We start from the raw sequence: 19,681 nt of genomic DNA on the forward strand, positions 1-19,681 counted from the left end.
ATACTCATGGATAGCCTCGGCCTCAAGACCACAAGGGCATTTTGCCTCAGAGTTAGGTTTAAGAGTCAGGGTAATAAGTGATGCTGTCTGGTGAGACTTTACTATTTTAAAGCCTTCCCAGAATGAAGATAGGAAAGTATGATTCGGCATGGAAACGGTAGTTTGTGTATGATTTTTGTTTGGCGACTAAACCCTATCACTTACTACCGTTTTTTTTTGTTTTTAGTTCCCGCTAATCCGCGATGAACCAAAAATAAGCGTGGGAGGCCACGTCGGTTCAGTGATTTAGCCATCACGACAGCACTTATGGTTAAGCGAGTTTTTTATGCCACTAAGAGCGCTGCAAGGGATTATCGACTCAATATTCAGACTTGCCCATGTTCCATTAAGTTGTTCACATTACACCTACATCAGTCATTGAGCCAAGCTAGTTGAGATCTCGTTTAAGACCATAACGAGAGGAGCAATATAGTACCTAGCTATTGATGCTACTGGCATTAAGGTTTGTGGCGAAGGGGAATGGAAAGTTAAAAAAACAAGGGACGGATAGCAAGCGTAGAGGCTGGCGTCAGCTGCATATGGCACTCGATAAAAGCACTCATGAAATCATTGCAGCCGAGCTAAGTTTATCGACGGTTACAGTTACAGTTGGAGAAGTGCTCTCGAACTTACTGAAACACGGTTTGCCCAAGTGATTCGCTTGTTATCAATGTGATATATTCATATCGTACATTTGAGGTACTCGAAAGGTGGATAACTGGTCATCATAGGGAACTCTGTATACTGATAGTTGAACGGATACCATTACGTGAGCATACCGCTTCAACCAGTGACTCGCCAAAGTTAATCTGACGCTCACCAAAACGTGTCAAAATTGGTCGCTTATAGATTCAGTGAACGGATGATTTTCCTCACTTTACCTTCCGGTGTTGTCTCGATGATATAGCCTTTTTTATCATCGAACATTTCACCATCAATAAAATGCCATCCATTTGGTTTCTTTATGATTTCCTTAGGGAAGTTCTCATCAAACATAGAATGATTTGGATAGACCGTTTCGATAGCTTCGAATAGCAGTTGCGCTTGGTCTTGATTCGCTAGGGTGAAGTCTTCTTTTAAGCACATTGTTAATTCCGGCAGTGGCTGAGTCGTAAACGGTTCAGTGACGGTACCTAATACACCTTTTTGTGAATAGAAACGGTATGAGCCTGAACTGCTTTCACTACCATCTGGAGACTTGATATAAGGCGTCGCGCTGTAGAATTCACAGTCAAAGACCATTTTTTGAATAATGCTGCTTTGCGGAGCGACCTGAATATCAATCCAAGAACTCACCTGAGATTGAATCTTTTTTATCGTTTCTTGCTTATCCGTATCAGCAAGTAATGGTGCTGAAAATAAAGCAGACGTAGCCAGTAACAGTGAAAGCGGTTTATTCATTTTAAGAGGGTCCCTCTAAGGAGTGATTAAATGACAGATTACAAAGCGATCTATTTATGTTGTGAATGTTACTTGAAGTGGTAATGACTTAATAGGAAGGAATGGGGGGCAAAAAGGAAAGTGCTGATGAGTGAAACAGGTGTTCGGTTTCCTTTAGTGGTCAGTCGAAGTTTCTGGTTTTTTAATCTGAATGGAGTCTATTTATTGGTTTTATAAACTGATACGTGACTGGTTAAAAGATGGTTGATTTGATTGTTTTTTGTAAATAATTTTAATGTAAGCGTGGGTAAGAAAATAAAGCAAGTGTAAGCGATTAGGTTGGGAGGCGACATTACATGCAATCGGTGTCATTTTGCGGAGCCTATATAAATCGGAGCTTACAGACGACCTACTGTCTAATTTTGTAAACGTAGATGTACAAATACGATTATTATGTTTTGCGTATGGTAAAGCCTTGACTCTAATAACAATATTGATGATATATGACCAGTATATATACTGCCCACGCTTTTAATAAATACTGGTGATAGATATGTCGAAAACCAAAGTACTCATTGTCGAAGATGACCAAGAGATTGCTCGTTTAACCACACTCTACCTAGAAGCGGAAGGGTATGAAGTGAGCGTCGTTCATGAGGGAAACTTGGCACTTGAAGCTATCCGAAGTATTGAACCTGATTTAGTGCTGTTGGACCTTATGTTACCAGGTATGAGTGGCGCACAAATCTGCCGAGAGGCTCGTGAGTTTTACAATGGAATGATCATAGTGCTGACTGCCTCTGCAGATGAAATGAGTGATGTAAGCTTGTTTAAGTTCGGTGCTGATGATTATGTGGCTAAGCCGATACGAGGGCATGCATTGCTAGCGCGAATAGAAGCGTTGTTGCGTCGAGCTGCTCCTACAACAACAGTTCAAGAGACCAATCCTGAACAACAGTGTGATATTGTGATCAACAGTGCGGCTCAAAGCGCCACTTTGTATGGGCAGAACCTCAGGCTTACCTCTGCTGAGTTTGAAATCTTAAACCTTCTCGTTAATAACATCTGTCAGGTCGTGACTCGCGATCAATGCTGCCAGTTGTTCAGAGGGATTGATTACGCCTTTAACGATCGTTCGATTGATATGCGTGTATCAGGTTTGCGTCGTAAGTTGCGTATTCACGCAAAAGACAAGCAGTTGATCCGCACAGTTCGCAACAAGGGGTACATGCTGGTTGCGTAAGTTCATTAATGCGAAACTTCGCTCTGTTTCGATGTTTGCTCGTTTATACCTTGGTATCGTGACTGGGATGTCGGCAACGATATTTTTGTTTTGAACCTTGGTGAGGGGCACATGCGACGAACCGAGATCGAAACCTTCCTCAATGATGGCATCTACTTTGCGGAGCAGTATGTTCGTCAGCACAACCAAACAGACTCACTCTATAAAGAACTCGATAGAACAGGTTACCAACAATTTTATATCTTCAATTTACGCCTGTTGGAGAATTGGTCGGGCGAAGCGCCTTGCCAACGATGTGAGTTGTACACCACCTTGAACGGGGTGCCGATTTATCTAAGTGACAACAATCTTTATTCGGCAGTCTTTCAGTTGCCAAATTCTCGATTTAGTTTTGCATTCAGTGAAGTAGGGGACTTTTTCTCTCCTGATATTGAATGGTATGAAGATTCAGAACGTCACTTTTTGTTTGGACTGTTACTGGCAGTCATTGTGGCAATTGGAGCAAGTGTTTACTTACCTGTGAGGCGTTTTCAAGAAAGAATCGAGTTGCTCGTTGAAAAGCAAAAGCAGTTTGGTAAGGGAAAGCTCAGCACTCGCTCTGACTTGGACGACATCCATCCGGTATCTGATTTGGCCAGCAGTTTTAACTTCATGGCGGAAGAGATCGAGAGCAAAGTCAAACAAAGCCATATCTTCGCTCAAGCAATTCCACATGAAGTACGTACTCCGTTAAGTCGTATTCAATTGGCGACGGATATTTTAAGAAGAGGGGCACCAGAACCACATCAAGCGCTCTTCGATGATATTGATACCTACATAGAGGATATCAACGATCTCACATCAGAAATTATCATGTTGTCGAAATTGAATGTTATGGATAACTCGTTCTTTGAACTGGTAAAAGTAAGAGCTAACCTGTTTGAGTATTGTGTAGATAGGATTCGCTATTCAGAATTGGATAACGTGGCTTTCGACTCGAAAGTTCAGAAAAACTGCGCGATAAAATGTGATTGCTCAATGGCGCGCTTGGTGTTTGATAATATTCTTAAAAACGCAGGTAACTACACGCAAGATAAAGTGTGGATGACGTTGGATGAAAACTCAGAAAACTGGTTAGTGGTGATTGAAGACAATGGTTTTGGAATACCAGAGAATAAGCGTGATGAAGTATTTCTTCCGTTCTCTCGACTAGACTCAAGCAGAACGTCGACTACAGGCGGCTTAGGATTAGGTCTTGCAATTGCAATCTCAGCAGCCAAAAAGCTATCTTGGGATATTAAACTCGACGACAGTAATCACGGCGGTGCTAAGTTTAGTATCGTGATTCCTAAGGTTGATAAGTTGTAGTTTAAGGTTTGTTCTAGTTTTAAAAATAGCAAAGCCATGGCCTAATGCCGTGGCTTTGTCATATTCTCAATAACAGAATAATTACAGCTTACTGCTTAGAGCGATGAAGGCCATAAATAGCGTGGTCAACGATACGACCATTCAAATTCTCATTACGCGTGATGATACCCTCTAAGGTGAAATGTAAGCGCTCACAAACCTTGCGGCTGCTTTGGTTACCCGTTGCGGCTGATATCTCGATCTTTTCCATATCTAACTCATTGAAAGCAATATCAATCAATTTCTGGACAACGCGCGTCACAATCCCCTTTCCTTGATATGTCTCTGATAACCAATAGCCTATCGTCACCTTTTGCTTATCATGATCAATGGTATTGAAACTACAGTTACCGACGATGTTGTCTTGGTACACGATGGCACAGGTCATACTTTTACCTTCTGCATGATCGTGTAATGAGCGCTGAACGAAGAGCCTAAAATCTTGTTCGGTTTTACAATGTGGCGGCCATGCAAGCCACTGACTTAAATACTCATTTTGACTTTGTGAGATTTCCGCGTAGTGAGAAGCGAAACTTTCTTCAACTAAAGCGATAGACAATTCCTCATCGATAACTGTTTTAAACATGCATTTCCTTTTTTTATTTGACTGGTCAGTTGAGTGGATTTTAATCGGAAAAACATAATGTCGCATGTTTTTTAATATGCAACCATTAGTAGTACAATTTTTCTGTGATACGTTAGTTCTATCACGAAACTCATTAAACCTTACATTAGTTATGTATATAATCATTCACTATGCATTAGTATTGATACCTTAACGGCCGATGGTAAGGCGAGTATTATTGTAAGTATGACTGAATAAGCGGATGTTTTGCTGAGTTTATTGCAAATCTCGTGGATACCAAGAGCTCGTTTACCTTTAAGCATTCGTTAAAGTTTGGCCAGCTTTCAGAATACCTCGCCAAACAGCTAGGTTATTCATACGCCACTCAGCGTAAACTCTATTTATCCTGTTTGGTAAACGATATCGGTAAGTTACAAACCCCAGGTTACATTCTCCACAAACCGGATTTACTCACTAATGAAGAGCATTGCTGTGTAAAGCGTCATGCCAAAGACACAAGGTTCGCACTTTAGTAGCTGTTTAGCTCACCTCAGACCTGTGAGTGGGCGTCTAATCACCACGAAAGGCTAGATGGTTCTGGTTATCCAATGGAAAAAACGGCTGAAGACTTGGATCAACCCAATAGAATTGTTGCTGTGGTGGATGTGTTTCAAGCGCTAATTCAGTATCGCCCTTATCGTGCAGGTATGACATTAGAAGAGACTCTCACCATTTTGACGGACTGCGTTGATAACTTTAAGTTGGATAGAGAAGTGTTTGAGTCCCTCAATAAACAAGTGCAATATTGCTTTGAATTATCAACAGATAAAAGAATGTACGCGTTTTAACGCCATTGATGTTTTCGAGGTGTGATACCTTAACTCATATTCGAAGAGAAATGGCTAAGCATCAGAATAGAAAAGCGATAGCCTAGGCTATCGCTTTTCTATGGGGGGGGGTTACCAAGAGCTTGAGATCGAAATTAGTAATGCTTTAAGATCTCGATGATCTCTTGCCCTGTTTCTGCAGCGATAATAGCGTCAATGTCATCATCATTTTGGAACAGCTCAGATAGCGCCATGATGGTATGGATATGGCTATCTGAATCCATTGCCGCCAGAGTGATTGAAAGGTAAACGTCGCCGTTATCTTCCGACTCTAAATCAACACCTTTTTTGAATACAGTCACCTGTAGTGATGCTTCGTTTACACCATCTTCAGGACGAGCGTGAGGCATTGCAATCTTTGGAGCTAGAACATAGTACGCGCCGATGTCCCTGTGCTTTTGTTTGATGGCTTCAACGTAGCTTGCTTCAATCTTGTTGCTCGCTAGTAGTGTTGAACATGTCACATCAATCGCAGCATCAACCGTTAGGTTTTCTTGAGAGTTGATGATAACGCCTTGGTTACCGACTAAATCGAATAAACTCATGAAACAATCCACCCCAGAATCAGACCAACCACACCGAAGTCGAAGTCAGCAAATGTTGTTGCTTCAAGGCCAAGTCCGCCAAGAACAGGAAGCAGTAGCATAGGTAAGAAAGAGATACATAGGCCTTGCGTGAATGAACCTAGAATCGCACCACGTAGACCGCCAGTTGCATTACCGTAAACGCCAGCTGCACCACCTACGAAGAAGTGAGGAACTACGCCCGCTACAATAATTGTCCAGCCAAGTGCGCCTTGTACTGCCATTGCTAGTAGGCCAGCAGCGAAAGAACAAAGGAAGCCAATAAGTACCGCATTAGGTGCTACAGGGAATACCATAGGGCAGTCTAGAGCTGGTTTTGCGCCTGGTACTAGCTTGTCTGAGATACCTTTAAATGCAGGAACGATTTCAGCAATTAACATCTTCACACCTTGCAGTACGATGTAAACACCGCCGGCAAACACAAGAGACTGCATGAATGTGAACACAACCCAGTTTTGACCATTTGAAACGATTTCTACGAACTCGCCGCCCGCGATAATAGACGCAAGCATGAAGAAGATAGCCATAGTGGTTGCTACAGCTACAGGTGTATCGCGCAGGAACATCAAGCTTTTTGGAACTTGGATGTCTTCAGTTGTTTTCGATGTGTCGCCGAACTTGCTACCAATAAAGCCGGATACGATGTAAGACAACGTTGAGAAGTGCCCGATAGCCAGTTGATCTGTACCCATGACTTTTTCTGTGTACTTTTGGCCCAGAGCTGGCATCACAACCATCAATGTACCTACAATGATCGAGCCGATTGCGACGAGAACTGTACCCTGAATGTTCGCTGTAGACAGGATAACTGCAACCAGCATAGACATGAACATTGTGTGGTGACCCGTTAAGAAAATATATTTTAGAGGTGTTAAACGAGCCAATAAAATATTCACAACGAATGCGAAGAACATAATTAGAGCCATTTCATAACCGAATGCTTCTTGTGCTAATGCTACAATTGCTTCGTTATTTGGAATAACACCACTTACGCCGAATGCTTCAGTAAATACTACTGAGAAATTATTTAGAGCACCAACTAGGGCACCAGCACCAAAACCTAAAATAAGGAAACCCATTACGGTTTTAATTGTGCCTTTAAGAATGGTAGAAATATCTGCTTTCTGTGCAATCAAGCCAATGAAAGCAATTAAACCCACCATGATTGCTGGCTCTTTTAATAAGCCAAGCATAAACTCGAAAAAGTTTTGCATAATTTTGACCTTACATGAAAGTTTTTAGTTGTTCTTCGATTGATGCTTTGTCAAAAATATTTTGTAGACTGATGATGTTTTCTTTACCAGCTTCTTTTAGTTGATTCGCAACGTCAGTTGCAGCAACCCAGATATCCGCAGTGCTTGATGCTGCAGAAGATAGATCTTCGTGATCAACTTCAGCTTCAAAACCAATTTTCTTAGCAACATCTTTCACTGCCATTTCCATCATTAGAGAAGTACCAAGGCCGTTACCGCAAACTACAAGAATCTTTTTCATAATATTTGTCTCGATTGGATTTTAAGGTTTGAGAAACTTCGTTCTCTTATTGTTTGGGGGCATATTAATGGAAATATTGAGATTTCAATAAGACCTGAGTCACAAAGTCAAAATGAGATTGTGATTCAGATCTCTTTAAGTTGCGCGGAAAATTCAGAGTGGGATCTTGATCAAATTAAGTTTTCGCTTGAATATGCAACGTCTTTTATTTAGAAAGGATGGAGGATCTTTATTTGGATATTAGAATATGGATCTTGAAAGGTTTAGCTAAGATTAAATATTGAATTAATCGTATCGACCGTAGTCGGTAAGCATTTTCTTAAGCATGCTATTAACGTCTTTGGTCTTTTTACTTCTTTTAGTTAGCTGGCTTAGAGAGGTTGGTTTTGATGCTTCAAGTTTATCTTCATCAATATCTTCAACTTTGTCTTTCATTTTTTGTACTGCTGGCAATAGCATTCTAATTTCTTCATTGTCAGCATTAGTTAACACGACAATATTTTCAGACTCAACTTGAGTAATGGTTAATATTCCGTGTTTAACCGATTCAACCTGTTCGCCAATCATAATTGACTCAGGAGCAACCGAACGATCAGTCAGCTGACCTGTACGTAATTTCGCCGCACTAATAGATCGAATATTTCCGGTGTTTTCAAACGCGACGATAACAGTATGAGTATTATAATATTCAACTACTGTCACATAACCATGTCTATTTGTTTTGAATTTAGCTCCAATGTTCATATCGTGCGGAGCTTCCATTTTCTTCACGTGTTTCCTCTCTTAGTCTCAAAGGCTGTTATATCTGATCAGCTCTATTAGTATTTTATAGATATTATTTGGTGATATACCTACAAAGTATATACGCATCTAAACTTAAGATGAATCTTGAAGTCACGGTAAATGAGCTAGAGCACAGAAAATTGCTAATAATCACACAGAATTAACTAAGCGCTTACTTGGTGAAATACATGGGGTGAACATATTTTGTTCATTTCATAATTCTCATTTACAAGCGCTTGTTACTTAGTGTTTTATTGATCAATAACTCAATAAATTCAACCTGATGTGTGAACTAATTTATAGAAATAGAGATTATATAAATTATTGATTTAATGAATGTTTACGGAGCGAGGCAATGTTTGCTAGAACAGCCTATTCAAAACAATAAGATAGGTAAATCTAATGAAAAAACTCGTCAGTTTGCTGCTTGCTGCAGTATCTCTAGGGCTTTCTGGTTGTGCAACAGTATTAACCGCAGAGCAAAGTGCACCTCAACTCAACGAAGTCCCACAAGAAAAAGCATTGACTATCGCTGTGATCGACAAGCGCCCATACGTTCTTGATCACGACAAAGAGCCAAAGTTCGAGGGCATTATTCGTAGCTCATTAGGTATTCCTTATACCTACAACACGGCGACACAGCAGCCCATGTCCCAGTTTTTAACCGACAGATTGGTAGCTGGTTTGAAAAAACAGCAAGTAGCCGTTGAGTCTGTTGAGACGAGACCGGAAGAGGATATCACCAAGGTCGCTGAGCAGATGAAAGCGTTCGACAATAAATCAATGATGTTCGTTTTGAATGAATGGAAGTATGACTTCCACGCGTTCACGGACAATTCTTGGTACAACGTTAATGTGATTATTTATGATGAAGCGGGCAAAAAGCTACTCAGCAAAAACTTCCAAGGCGAGAATGATGTGCCTGATGGCGGCGCAATCATTAATGAGATGCAACTTATCTATAAACAGCGCTTCGAAGAAATCTTCCGAGATGCTGAAGTGAAAAATGCATTGCTAAACTAGGCACTTCCGTTGCTATCATATTTTGAAAAAGCCACACTCTGTGGCTTTTTGTTTTAGTGTGAATTTTATTTGTCCTATTTTTTACTTAAAAAGTGAATTTTCACGGTAAATAGTTCGATTTGTGTGTTTTATGACCGCGTGATCGTTTGCGTTGAAAAATGTGATGAAAGTCTCAATCAACTGTTTATACTTCTCTTCCGGTTTTAAGCCGGTGCTTAGCCAATACAAGCCGTCACATGGATATGTGAATGACCCCACGGACCGGACCAGCTACGTTCCACTGCTTGTATAAGGTGATTTTTTACATGAACAACTCGTTGTTACAGTCGCTAACTTTGTTAGCTCCTTCATCGCGTAGCGTTTTGCTTGCGGTTCTTTGTCCTGTTCCTTTGATGTCATTCGCTTGGCTCATGTTCACTCTATAAGGATTACTAGGACACATTATGAATATTCTATTTGGTTTTGTCGGTGTTATTGCACTGATTGCTTGCGCGTACCTGCTATCTGAAAGTCGTTCTTCGATTAACTGGAAAACGGTGATCCGTGCACTATTACTTCAAATCGGCTTCGCAGCCTTAGTTCTTTATTTCCCATGGGGACAATTAGCACTAACAAGTCTAAGTAATGGTGTTTCTAGCCTGCTTGGTTTTGCAGATACGGGTATTGCTTTCCTTTTCGGTGATCTTGCTACTGAAGGTTTCATTTTCGCGGTTCGCGTACTTCCAATCATTATCTTCTTCAGTGCTTTGATCTCTGCGCTTTATTACTTAGGCATCATGCAAAAAGTGATTCAAATCTTAGGTGGAGCGGTGCAAAAACTGCTTGGCACAAGTAAAGCTGAATCTCTGGTTGCGACCGGTAATATCTTCCTTTCTCAGGGTGAGTCTCCTCTTCTTATTCGTCCTTTTTTAAAGTCTATGACTCGTTCTGAACTGTTTGCTGTAATGGCAGGTGGTATGGCATCGGTAGCTGGCAGTGTGCTTGGTGGTTATGCAGGCTTCGGTGTTGAACTTAAATACCTTATTGCTGCGAGCTTCATGGCGGCTCCGGGTAGCTTGTTAATGGCGAAGATCATCGTTCCTGAACGCAGCACACCGAGTGACTATGACCACATTGAGCTAGATAAAGCTGACCAAAGCAACGTAATTGATGCCTTGGCTAGCGGCGCGATGAACGGTATGAAGGTGGCTGTGGCTGTCGGTACTATGTTGATTGCATTTGTGAGTGTGATTGCGATGGTAAACACTGGCTTAGAAAGCCTAGGTGATACGTTCGGCTTTGCGGGTATCACGTTGCAAGCTATCTTCGGTTACCTATTCTCACCACTAGCATGGTTAATCGGTATTCCGAGTGATGAAGTATTAATGGCGGGTTCTTACATTGGTCAGAAGATCGTAATGAACGAGTTTGTTGCTTTCATCGACTTCGTTGAAAACAAAGCGCTACTGTCTGAACACAGCCAAGTGATTGTGACATTTGCACTGTGTGGCTTTGCTAACATAGGCTCTATTGCGATTCAACTGGGTTCTATCGGTGTAATGGCACCAGAGCGTCGTGCTGAAGTAGCGAACCTAGGTTTGAAAGCTGTCGCTGCTGGTACGCTAGCAAACCTAATGAGTGCATGTTTAGCGGGTATTTTCATCCTGCTTTAAGCTAGATTCAGTAAAAGCGGACACTTTGCTTACGGTTTCAACGTGAGAAGGGTGTCCGCTTTTTTGTGCCTGTTAATCAGGCTAAATCCGGTTTTGGTTGCTGATTGTTATTTGTATTTAGTGAGCAAAGGCTCACTCGGAAGAGTAATAGAGCCCATGCCTTTTATCCGATATACTTGAATATTATTAGGTTGCGATTAGTAATATGCGGTTTCGAGTAACAACATCCGGTTCCGATGAAAAACAGTGGCAACCAAATTCAATAAATCAAAGGTCTTTCCATGAACATGCGCGTTCTCATTGGTCTTATCACTACCTTCATTGGCTTATTTGCGATGGTTTATTTTATTGCTGGTGGTGAACAGTTTCCTATATCTCAGTGGCCAAAAGAAGCTTATCTTGGTTTGGTATTTAGTGTTGTCTGGGGCGCAGGTGTAGCAGCATCGGCAGCATACTTCTTTTCAGCATTGGTGTTCGTGACCGTTGCCGCGGTTTGCTATGCAATTGGCTACAAGATCGGTGGCTTATTTACTAACGACTCTGAAGCCTAGCTAGTCTGACTATGTGGTTGAGTTGCGTGTAATGCGTTGGCGCGATCGTTTTAAGGTGTATTGGTATCACCGAAAGCAAACCCATCGTTGGAAAGGGGACAAAGCAAAGTCTCTAGGTGGGACCAATGAAGAAAGCCAGTTGTGTCGCTTTGAAGTGATCGCACGCGCTACAGACTTTGAGAAAAAAAGTGTTTTGGACTTAGGGTGTGGTTACGGAGATCTGTTTGAACTACTCGACAGCATTTATCGTCTCCAATCATACACAGGTGTTGATCAGCACTCTGGCTTCCTTAAAACGGCCAAGCAAAAGTACACAGAAGCTCGCTGCCAATTTATTGCGGGTGACATGAGCAAGATGCCTCTTGAAACCCATGACGTGGTTATCGCTAGCGGTTCATTGAATTACATTTCTCGAGATTCTGATTACCTGACGAATATGATTACTCGGATGTTTGACCTAGCGAATCAAACCGTCATATTTAATCTTCTTAACTCTAGCCAGTACCCCTCGCGCAATACCTTGATGAGCTATCATCCTCAAGGTGTTTATCGCTTCTGTAAAATGCTGTGTAACGATGTCTCTTTAATTGAGGGATATACCGAAGGTGACTTCACTATAGTGATGAACAAGACTGTCTGAGCGTTTTAGCTTTATGCTTTGTACGCGCTATTGATATGTCTCAGGTATTAAAAAGCCGCACGCCTTAAAGGTGTGCGGCTTTTTGGTTTTTGTCGTCTGGCTTAAGTGTTCTATTTATTCTCAACAAGCCCGTAAGGAATCGTTTTAAATACCTTTGGGTTCCCTTTGAAAGTTGGTGCTTCATTCACTTGTTGCCAGTCAAGCAACATGATTGCCAATACGTTGCGGTGCTCTCCATATTCAAGATCAAAATCACCGGTGATTGAAGGGATCATACCGCGCTTCTTATCAATCGAGGATTGGATAGCAAGTCGAGTCTTCTCTACCACTGGATCATCTTCAAGGCCTGCCAATAGGAAGGTTAAGCCAACCTCGGCAATGACATCTTCTTTCGCACGCAGCAGGATAGTATCGATGTTCTCTCTAAAGTAATCGTAGATCCATTGGTGTTCTTGTTCGCTGACTTGATGTTGATAGTACTCAGAGTCACCGAAGATGACGTGTGTCATGCCGTAAATCTTATTGCCAAACTGCTGGCTAGAGAGCTTTTTGTCCTTGTCGTCAGGGTATGCTTTTTTGAAGGTATCGACGAACTCATTAACGACATCTTGCTCACCCAGTTGGCGCAGCCAATAAACCTGATTAGCGAGCTGAGCGGCCCATGCTTTGACCATGTCTTCATTGGTTACGTAGCGAGAAAAGTCATAGCGACGAATGATCTCACGCAATTTGGCATCGTTCTTGTGCTCTAGACCGTATTCATTAGCACGCGCCATAGAACCAAGAAGGTCGACACCTAGATACAGATATTCAGGCATGTGCTTAGTGATGTTGTAGCGACGAACGCTACGCTCATCGTTATCACCAACATAAGATGCAACCCGCTTCTCTGAGTAGAGTACAATTTGTTCCATGGTGTGAACTTCATTCGACAGTGTACTCAGCTTACTTGCCACTCGCGCCATGTCACTCCACACCGCGGCATAATACTTATCGTCTAACGTTTGTCGATACATACGTAAACCAAAGTGACCTTCTTTAAAAGCGGGAAGGGTGTAGAGTTGGCTTTCGTAGGTGGTGCGAATGAGGTAAGCAGATTGCTTGAAAGACTGGTCGTGATGGTTGTGTGAATCAGCTTGGGGTCTAACACTCGGGGCGCTTATTACTTGCTTATTCTCTTGGATATTGAGAGTGTCTTGCGCGTGAACAGCCGCCGCAATTGAGGCTGATAGCAATGTACACAGTGTGATAGTTTTTAGCTTCATGTTGTAGGTACTAAGCTGATTAATGTCCTATTTAAAATAACATTGATGAATCTTTAAATGTGAGCTTTCGGTCAATACATTGTAAGCTTTAAGAAGATTGATTAGATTTTTGGTTCAGGAATCAGTGTGTCCAATGAGTCATCAAGTGGTGAATGGCTCAATAATGAAATGAGCACGAGGCCAGCCGTGTATTTTTAACAACTTAGCGGCATACTTGAAGAGTTAGTCTGAAATGAGCAAATTTAAGAACAAAAAGGATTAGGGGGTCGGAATGCCAAGCGGTTCGAGTAAGCAATGGCCTGCCAAATTATTAGCTTTACTGTTTTTTCTAGTGTTTACTAGTGCTATCGAGTTTTTCCATTCCAAAGAGCTATCCTATATCAAAGATGAATCCTACGCTGGGGCAAAAAAGCAACTATCGACTGTCCGTTCTCGTATTGAAGCGGCGATTGTCTCAGATATGTATATCCTCAATAACTTATCTACGCTTGTAACCCTAAATCCAAATGGCGAGCAAAAAGGGTGGGGTCAGATTGCTCAAAACATTATCCGTGATGGCTTTCATATTCAATTGATCGGTTTAGCCGAAGACGATGTGCTTAATTTCGTTTATCCAATGGAAGGAAACGAGCAGATTATTGGTATTGACTATCGAGACTACCCAGATCAATGGGAACCTATTCAGATTGCTCGTGAGCTTGGCAATACCTTTATTTCAGGGCCGTTTGACCTATTTCAAGGTGGAAGCGCACTCATTACGCGAACTCCAATCTTTCGAGACTCGCCTTTCAATCAAGATTACTGGGGTGTCTGCAGTGCCGTTATTGATTTAGCTGCGTTGTTTGAAGGTGTTGGGATCGGAAAAATTGAGAACAAGTATCAACTCGCGATTCGCGGTGCAAACAGTTCAGGTAAAGATGGCGCAGTCTTTTATGGCTCTCAGGATGTGTTTGATAATGCGTTTGCCACTGAACAGGTGAGTTTCCCATACGGTGGTTGGTACCTTGCTCTCTCTGGTAACGAACATGTCTTGACGGATGAACCTTGGTATCGAATCCAAGCGTTAAGGCTGGTGGGTTACTCCATTATGTTAGTTCTGGCGGTTGCTTTCTTTACTATTTATCGCCTTTACCGCATTGCAGACAGCCGCTCTATGCATGATGAGCTAACGATGTTACCGAATCGCCGATACTTCATGTGTAGCCTCAAACAGGCCTTTAAAGCCATTCAAAAACATAGAGCGAGAACCTTTGCTGTTGTAAATATTGACCTCGATGGGTTTAAAGCAATCAACGATACTTATGGTCATGCGGCGGGCGATCAGGTACTGATCGAGTGTGCTAACCGCATTAGGAGTGAGTTGCGTGTTTCAGATATAGTCGCAAGGATAGGCGGTGATGAGTTCTTAGTTTTATTGCCACGGATCATTGATGCTCAACACGTATCTTCGATCGTGACTAAACTACGAAAGTCGATATGCTCGACACCAGTTGTTTACGAGTCGCACTCTATTTATCTCAGAATCAGTGTTGGTTGGGTTATCAACAATAACAACTACAATGATGTTGATGCGCTCTTGAAAGCCGCTGATGAAAAAATGTACGAAAAGAAGCGGCAAGTTATCTAGGTTGAATTTACGTTGCGATTAGAATTTAGTTGCTGAATGTGCGGAAAAGCCTCAGAATACCGCGCTTTGCTCCATATCAATGATTTGATCAGCAAAAGCTTCAGCGGCACGTTTTTGTACTTTGTCGCTCATACCAAATGTTATTCAACTGAGAAAATAATCTATGAGTTTTACCTCCCTTGGCCTTTCAGAACCGATTCTTAAAGCTATTGAAGCACAAGGTTACGATAAGCCATCACCAATCCAAGAGAAAGCCGTGCCAGCTGTCCTTATGGGCAAAGATGTAATGGCCGCAGCTCAAACAGGGACAGGTAAAACTGCTGGCTTCACGCTACCTATTCTTGAATTGCTATCAAAAGGCCCTCGTGTTCGTCAGAACCAAGTGCGCGCATTAGTCTTAACACCGACTCGTGAACTTGCTGCTCAGGTGAATGGCAGTGTTGTTAAGTACGGTATCAATCTATCATTGACTTCGAGTGTTGTATTCGGTGGCGTAAAAATTAACCCTCAGATGCAAAAATTGCGTAAAGGTAGTGATGTTCTGGTGGCAACACCGGGTCGCCTGCTTGATCTATACAACCAAAATGCTGTTCGCTTCGATCAACTTGAGATCTTAGTCCTAGATGAAGCGGACCGTATGCTAGACATGGGCTTCATCCGCGATATTCGCAAGATCTTGGCTTTCTTACCTAAGAAACGTCAGAATCTACTGTTCTCTGCAACTTTCTCTGATGATATCCGTAGCCTAGCGAAAGGCTTGGTTAACAACCCGGTTGAAATTTCAGTAAGCCCTGCAAACTCGACGGCAAAAACGGTTGAACAGAGTATCTACCCAGTAGATAAGAAGAAAAAGAGCCCAATGCTTGCGAAGCTGATTAAAGACAATGATTGGCGTCAGGTGTTGGTATTTAGCAAAACTAAGCACGGTGCTAATAAGCTGGCTCGCTTCCTAGATGAACAAGGTATTACTGCTGCACCTATTCATGGCAACAAGAGCCAGGGCGCTCGTACTAAAGCGCTAGAGAACTTCAAAACGGGTAAAGTACGCGTGTTAGTAGCAACTGATATCGCGGCTCGTGGTATTGATATCCCACAACTTCCTCAAGTGGTTAACTTCGATCTTCCACATGTATCAGAAGACTATGTGCACCGTATCGGTCGTACTGGCCGTGCTGGTGAAGTCGGTAAAGCGATTTCGTTGGTTTGCGCTGATGAAGTGGGTGAGCTGTTCGGTATTGAACGTCTTATTCAACAAGTGCTAGAGCGTCGTGAACTTGAAGGTTTCTCGCCAGTAAACAAGCTACCTGAATCTCGTTTGGATTTACGTCCAATCAAGCCTAAGAAGCCGAAGAAAGCTAAACAGCCACGTGAACATGCCGATGGTCAACGTTCTGGTGATAATGCTCGTGGTCATAAACCTGCAGGTAAGAACAAGCGACATGTAACTGGTAATGGATCTACGCCAAAGCGTAAGCCAACGTCTGGAAAGAAGCCGATTGAAAACAATTCAGCCGTGATTGGTGAAGATAAATCAGTAAGAAACAACGGCAGTAACTTTAAGCGCGGTAATGCGGGCAACAAATCTACTGCAAATAACGCGGGTAAACCTGCAGGCAAGCCTAAGAAGTGTGGTTACGGCGGTAGCTATGGTCCGAGTAAGTCGTCAAATAAGCCGACAGGCAACAAACCTTCACCGTCTAGAAGCCGCTCTAAGCCAGCACCTCAGAAGTAGAGCCTTTTAAATACGGTAACGAGAATGACTTTTTCGGAGAGTTCTCGTTGATTAGCGGCTTTCTTCTATCTAATTCAAACCAACTCAAATGAACGCGAATATTGAATTTCAATGTTCGCGTTTTTTATGGCTGCTGTTTAGCAAACACGGGTAAGCGCCCCATGAACATACGGGGCACCGTTCTCGGTGGTCGAGAACAACCAATTTTTTCGGCCGATGATCGGCGGTTTAATGGCGCATTCAGCATTAGTCAAATGAGAGAGGAATGAGATAAACAAGGTATATACCTAGGTATAACGTTTGAAGTAGCCAAAAATTGCGACTAATAATGGTATGATCGCGGGCTCAGCACTATAAGTGATAAAATAATAGGAAACAGAATGACTCACCTTACGGAACAGCAAGAAGCTGCAATGGCGACGTTTAAGGAAAACTTACACCTTCCAAATGGTGGTTTTCACAAACTGATTATCGAGCTAAGTAAGGAGTTTCAACTGCCTTTTCAAAAAGTGCGTGGCGTTTTAAAGAAAGCTCAAAAAGACGTAGAACGTCAAATTCGTGAAGATATTGAGAGTGTCGATGATGTGGTTCTTAGCCAAGCGAATTGGTTGTGCATCATTAAGTCGAGGCTTGTCGAACTAGCGGAAGATAACCAAACGGTGATGGATAAGCTGCAACTGAACCTTAAATATCAAAAAGTGTTGTCGGCAACCAATGGTTCAATCGTAAGTGAAGATGAACGTGATGAACTAATTGAAGAGTTGATTCAAGCTTATGAGAAAGAGGTATTCAAACCTTTACTGGCGATGCTGCACACAACAAAGCTGTATTGGAAGTTAATGCTGGTGGATGAGACATGTAAGATGAACGAGGAAAATCGTGAGAAATTCAGTGATTACCCTCAACACATGCAAGCTGCAGAACACTTATATATTCTTGATCAGAAGTTAAGGTCGATGCCGTTAACTCAATGATAATGACTCATTGGTGATTCAGAGTTTGATATAAGTTGGTTTCAGTAGAAGTACGATAACCTAGCTAGCGTTAGCCGCGTGTGAAATGCAAAAAGGGCTAGGTTTCTGATCTGTTTTACTTCTACTCTATTTTGTTCTGCTAGAGCGGATTGAGGGTGACATCTTTTACATCTTTGGGACTAAACGGTGTTTCTTTTGTCGCCTTGGGGAAATGCTATAGGAGTGTGAAATGTCCTAGGGTGTTTCCGTTGCCTGAAACGATAGTTCCGATGCTGTCTCGTTCATTAAATTCAAAGTCGATGAGATAGCTGTGGTGTTCTAGCTTCGGCAATATGTGGCGGTGGAGTATATCGCTATTGAGTTGTCGAATCTCTGTGACCCATGAAATTTCTTCTTTGTGTAAGTCTATTTTAATCTTGAGCATTTATTACCTTTTAGTTTATTTACTGATTTGTCGCGTGATAGTTGGTACCAATGGGTTTGTCGTGTTGTTCTGCGTGACATAACTGTGCCTTGTGTTTATTACATTTATATTTAATTAGTCGAACTATTACTGATTCGCTTACTTCAAAGAAAGCAAATGACGTATAGAACGGTGGTAGGATCGAATTTAAAAGCTATTGAATGACTATCTGGGTGGAAGCTGACGCAGAGATGGTGTAACGAGGAAATCGATAACTGTCTTTGTGGAACTTGGACTTACTTTAGCATTAGCAGCTCTATAGATTAGAACCAACTAGTCAAATATACGCTTAGTTTTTTAAATTACAACCTTATTTTTAATTAAATTTAAAAATATTTTTGACTGATTTGCCGTCGCTTGTTGAAATGGAAATGAAAGTCGCGAAGTATAGTTAGTTGCTTTCTGGCTAGCTGATAGTTGTGTCTACCTAATTATTGATGTTCTGTTTGATTAACTCAATCACGGTATTGTATCGATGAGGGAGCTTGCGGTTTCTCTTTTGGACTAAGTACAGCATCTCCTCAACTTCTACTTTTGGAGGCACGACGTGCAATTTATTTCTTTCAGCAAAATGTTCAACGGCACCTGCTGGTAACACAGTAAACCCTAACCCTTTCGATACGGGCAGCAGTATCTGATGAAGTTGGTTGATGTAGCCTGATTTCGGTATCTCATTAATGTTGATGTTCGCGAGCTCTTTATCACCGCACAGGTCGAAGTACAAAGAGAGGTAATGCGCAGAATCTGGGTGAGCTATCAGACCAATCTCGTGCAGCGTTTGCGGCGTTATCTCAAGATCGGCATGGCTGTGGTGCACAATAAGACACAATGCTTCTTTGCCGATAACTTGGCTTTGGTAGTGGCTGTCGTTCGGTGAGTGTCTCACGATGCCGACATCGGTCGTGCCTTGCAGCAGGTCATTCAATATCTTTCTATTCGGTGCTGCCTCTAGATTAATGCTTAGATCTGGGTGTTGCTGCTGCAGTTCAAGAAGCTTGGGATATAAGCGCAAGGAGAGTGAACCTGAACAAGATAGGTGACACTGCCCTGAATAAGGGTTGTCGAAACTGAGTGATTCGAAAAGGTCTTCTTGGTCTTTCTCTAGTTTGAGTGCATAGCGATACATAATCCGACCTTGCTCGGTCAGCTCGAAGCTCTTATTTTCTCGAGAGAGCAGCTCACAGTCACATGCTTGCTCAAGCTTTTTGATGTGTTGGCTGACTCCTGGTTGAGTCATGTACAACTTTTCAGCCGTTTGGGTGAAATGGCCGACTTCTACCAGTGTCTTGAATGTGTTGAGCCAAAGTGGATTAATCATACTCGCCTTTTAATACCGACGTTTTTTGAAACAGCGCTAGTGAATAACAGAAAATTATTATTATCTCCGTTAATG

At 42.1% G+C, this 19,681-nt stretch carries 17 protein-coding genes and 3 pseudogenes; 11 read left to right on the forward strand and 9 right to left on the reverse strand.

Annotated elements, in window-relative coordinates; translation table 11 throughout:
- Positions 1–249: 249 nt before the first annotated feature.
- Positions 250–677, forward strand: a pseudogene (locus L1D11_RS19485) (transposase); the annotation flags it as partial.
- A 205-nt stretch (positions 678–882) separates the two neighbouring features.
- Here the strand turns inward: L1D11_RS19485 and L1D11_RS19490 are convergent.
- Positions 883–1,440, reverse strand: coding sequence for a hypothetical protein (locus L1D11_RS19490; RefSeq protein ID WP_239834545.1), 558 nt, complete (start codon positions 1,438–1,440; stop codon positions 883–885).
- Positions 1,441–1,972: 532 nt separating this feature from the next.
- Between L1D11_RS19490 and L1D11_RS19495 the strand changes: the two genes are divergently transcribed.
- The gene (locus L1D11_RS19495; protein WP_239834547.1) at positions 1,973–2,662 is read left to right on the forward strand and encodes a response regulator transcription factor; all 690 of its coding nucleotides are present in this window, start codon (positions 1,973–1,975) and stop codon (positions 2,660–2,662) included.
- Positions 2,655–4,009 (forward strand): annotated as a pseudogene (locus L1D11_RS19500) (HAMP domain-containing sensor histidine kinase). Before L1D11_RS19495 ends, L1D11_RS19500 begins: the two are co-directional and overlap by 8 nt.
- A gap of 88 nt (positions 4,010–4,097) precedes the next feature.
- On the opposite strand, the gene L1D11_RS19505 reads toward L1D11_RS19500, so the two are convergent.
- Positions 4,098–4,634: a GNAT family protein gene (locus L1D11_RS19505; RefSeq protein ID WP_239834548.1), complete on the reverse strand. Its 537-nt coding sequence runs from the start codon at positions 4,632–4,634 to the stop codon at positions 4,098–4,100.
- 189 nt (positions 4,635–4,823) lie between these two features.
- Here L1D11_RS19505 and L1D11_RS19510 point away from each other — a divergent pair.
- Positions 4,824–5,461, forward strand: a pseudogene (locus L1D11_RS19510) (HD domain-containing phosphohydrolase); the annotation flags it as partial.
- Positions 5,462–5,595: 134 nt separating this feature from the next.
- On the opposite strand, the gene L1D11_RS19515 reads toward L1D11_RS19510, so the two are convergent.
- The 4 genes from L1D11_RS19515 to L1D11_RS19530 form a co-directional block, all read right to left on the reverse strand.
- The gene (locus L1D11_RS19515) at positions 5,596–6,045 is read right to left on the reverse strand and encodes a PTS sugar transporter subunit IIA (protein ID WP_239834549.1); all 450 of its coding nucleotides are present in this window, start codon (positions 6,043–6,045) and stop codon (positions 5,596–5,598) included.
- Positions 6,042–7,298 (reverse strand): PTS ascorbate transporter subunit IIC, encoded by a 1,257-nt coding sequence (locus tag L1D11_RS19520; protein WP_239834551.1) that lies wholly within the window; start codon positions 7,296–7,298, stop codon positions 6,042–6,044. The genes L1D11_RS19515 and L1D11_RS19520 overlap by 4 nt, the downstream gene beginning before the upstream one ends.
- Positions 7,299–7,308: 10 nt before the next feature.
- Entirely contained in the window at positions 7,309–7,578 is a 270-nt protein-coding gene (locus L1D11_RS19525) for a PTS sugar transporter subunit IIB (RefSeq protein ID WP_004740070.1), read from the reverse strand.
- 285 nt (positions 7,579–7,863) lie between these two features.
- A complete protein-coding gene (locus L1D11_RS19530) occupies positions 7,864–8,340 on the reverse strand; it encodes a hypothetical protein (protein ID WP_239834552.1) in 477 nt (158 codons plus the stop codon).
- A gap of 423 nt (positions 8,341–8,763) precedes the next feature.
- Between L1D11_RS19530 and L1D11_RS19535 the strand changes: the two genes are divergently transcribed.
- From L1D11_RS19535 to L1D11_RS19550, 4 genes are all read left to right on the forward strand, one after another.
- Positions 8,764–9,384, forward strand: coding sequence for a hypothetical protein (locus L1D11_RS19535; RefSeq protein WP_239834350.1), 621 nt, complete (start codon positions 8,764–8,766; stop codon positions 9,382–9,384).
- Positions 9,385–9,827: 443 nt separating this feature from the next.
- Complete coding sequence (locus L1D11_RS19540) at positions 9,828–11,036, forward strand: NupC/NupG family nucleoside CNT transporter (protein WP_239834351.1); 1,209 nt, start codon at positions 9,828–9,830, stop codon at positions 11,034–11,036.
- A gap of 281 nt (positions 11,037–11,317) precedes the next feature.
- On the forward strand, positions 11,318–11,587 hold the full coding sequence (locus L1D11_RS19545) for a hypothetical protein (RefSeq protein WP_239834352.1): 270 nt from the start codon (positions 11,318–11,320) through the stop codon (positions 11,585–11,587).
- A gap of 31 nt (positions 11,588–11,618) precedes the next feature.
- Positions 11,619–12,227, forward strand: coding sequence for a class I SAM-dependent methyltransferase (locus L1D11_RS19550; RefSeq protein WP_239834353.1), 609 nt, complete (start codon positions 11,619–11,621; stop codon positions 12,225–12,227).
- Between the two features lie 110 nt (positions 12,228–12,337).
- Here L1D11_RS19550 and L1D11_RS19555 read toward each other — a convergent pair whose 3' ends face one another.
- Complete coding sequence (locus L1D11_RS19555; protein WP_239862693.1) at positions 12,338–13,492, reverse strand: DUF3541 domain-containing protein; 1,155 nt, start codon at positions 13,490–13,492, stop codon at positions 12,338–12,340.
- A gap of 271 nt (positions 13,493–13,763) precedes the next feature.
- On the opposite strand from L1D11_RS19555, the gene L1D11_RS19560 reads away from it, so the two are divergent.
- From L1D11_RS19560 to L1D11_RS19570, 3 genes are all read left to right on the forward strand, one after another.
- Positions 13,764–15,119 carry a diguanylate cyclase gene (locus tag L1D11_RS19560; protein WP_239834355.1) on the forward strand — a complete coding sequence of 452 codons (1,356 nt, stop codon included), beginning with the start codon at positions 13,764–13,766 and terminating at the stop codon, positions 15,117–15,119.
- Between the two features lie 163 nt (positions 15,120–15,282).
- A complete protein-coding gene (locus tag L1D11_RS19565) occupies positions 15,283–16,851 on the forward strand; it encodes a DEAD/DEAH box helicase (RefSeq protein WP_239834356.1) in 1,569 nt (522 codons plus the stop codon).
- Between the two features lie 380 nt (positions 16,852–17,231).
- A complete protein-coding gene (locus L1D11_RS19570) occupies positions 17,232–17,825 on the forward strand; it encodes a hypothetical protein (protein WP_239834357.1) in 594 nt (197 codons plus the stop codon).
- A gap of 214 nt (positions 17,826–18,039) precedes the next feature.
- Here the strand turns inward: L1D11_RS19570 and L1D11_RS19575 are convergent, their stop codons facing one another.
- Positions 18,040–18,249 carry a hypothetical protein gene (locus L1D11_RS19575; RefSeq protein WP_239834358.1) on the reverse strand — a complete coding sequence of 70 codons (210 nt, stop codon included), beginning with the start codon at positions 18,247–18,249 and terminating at the stop codon, positions 18,040–18,042.
- Positions 18,250–18,715: 466 nt separating this feature from the next.
- On the reverse strand, positions 18,716–19,606 hold the full coding sequence (locus L1D11_RS19580) for a LysR family transcriptional regulator (protein ID WP_239834015.1): 891 nt from the start codon (positions 19,604–19,606) through the stop codon (positions 18,716–18,718).
- Positions 19,607–19,681: the final 75 nt, after the last annotated feature.

It is taken from the genome of Vibrio sp. Isolate32 (genome assembly GCF_022397955.1).
In the GTDB taxonomy this organism is placed as follows: Bacteria; Pseudomonadota; Gammaproteobacteria; order Enterobacterales; family Vibrionaceae; genus Vibrio.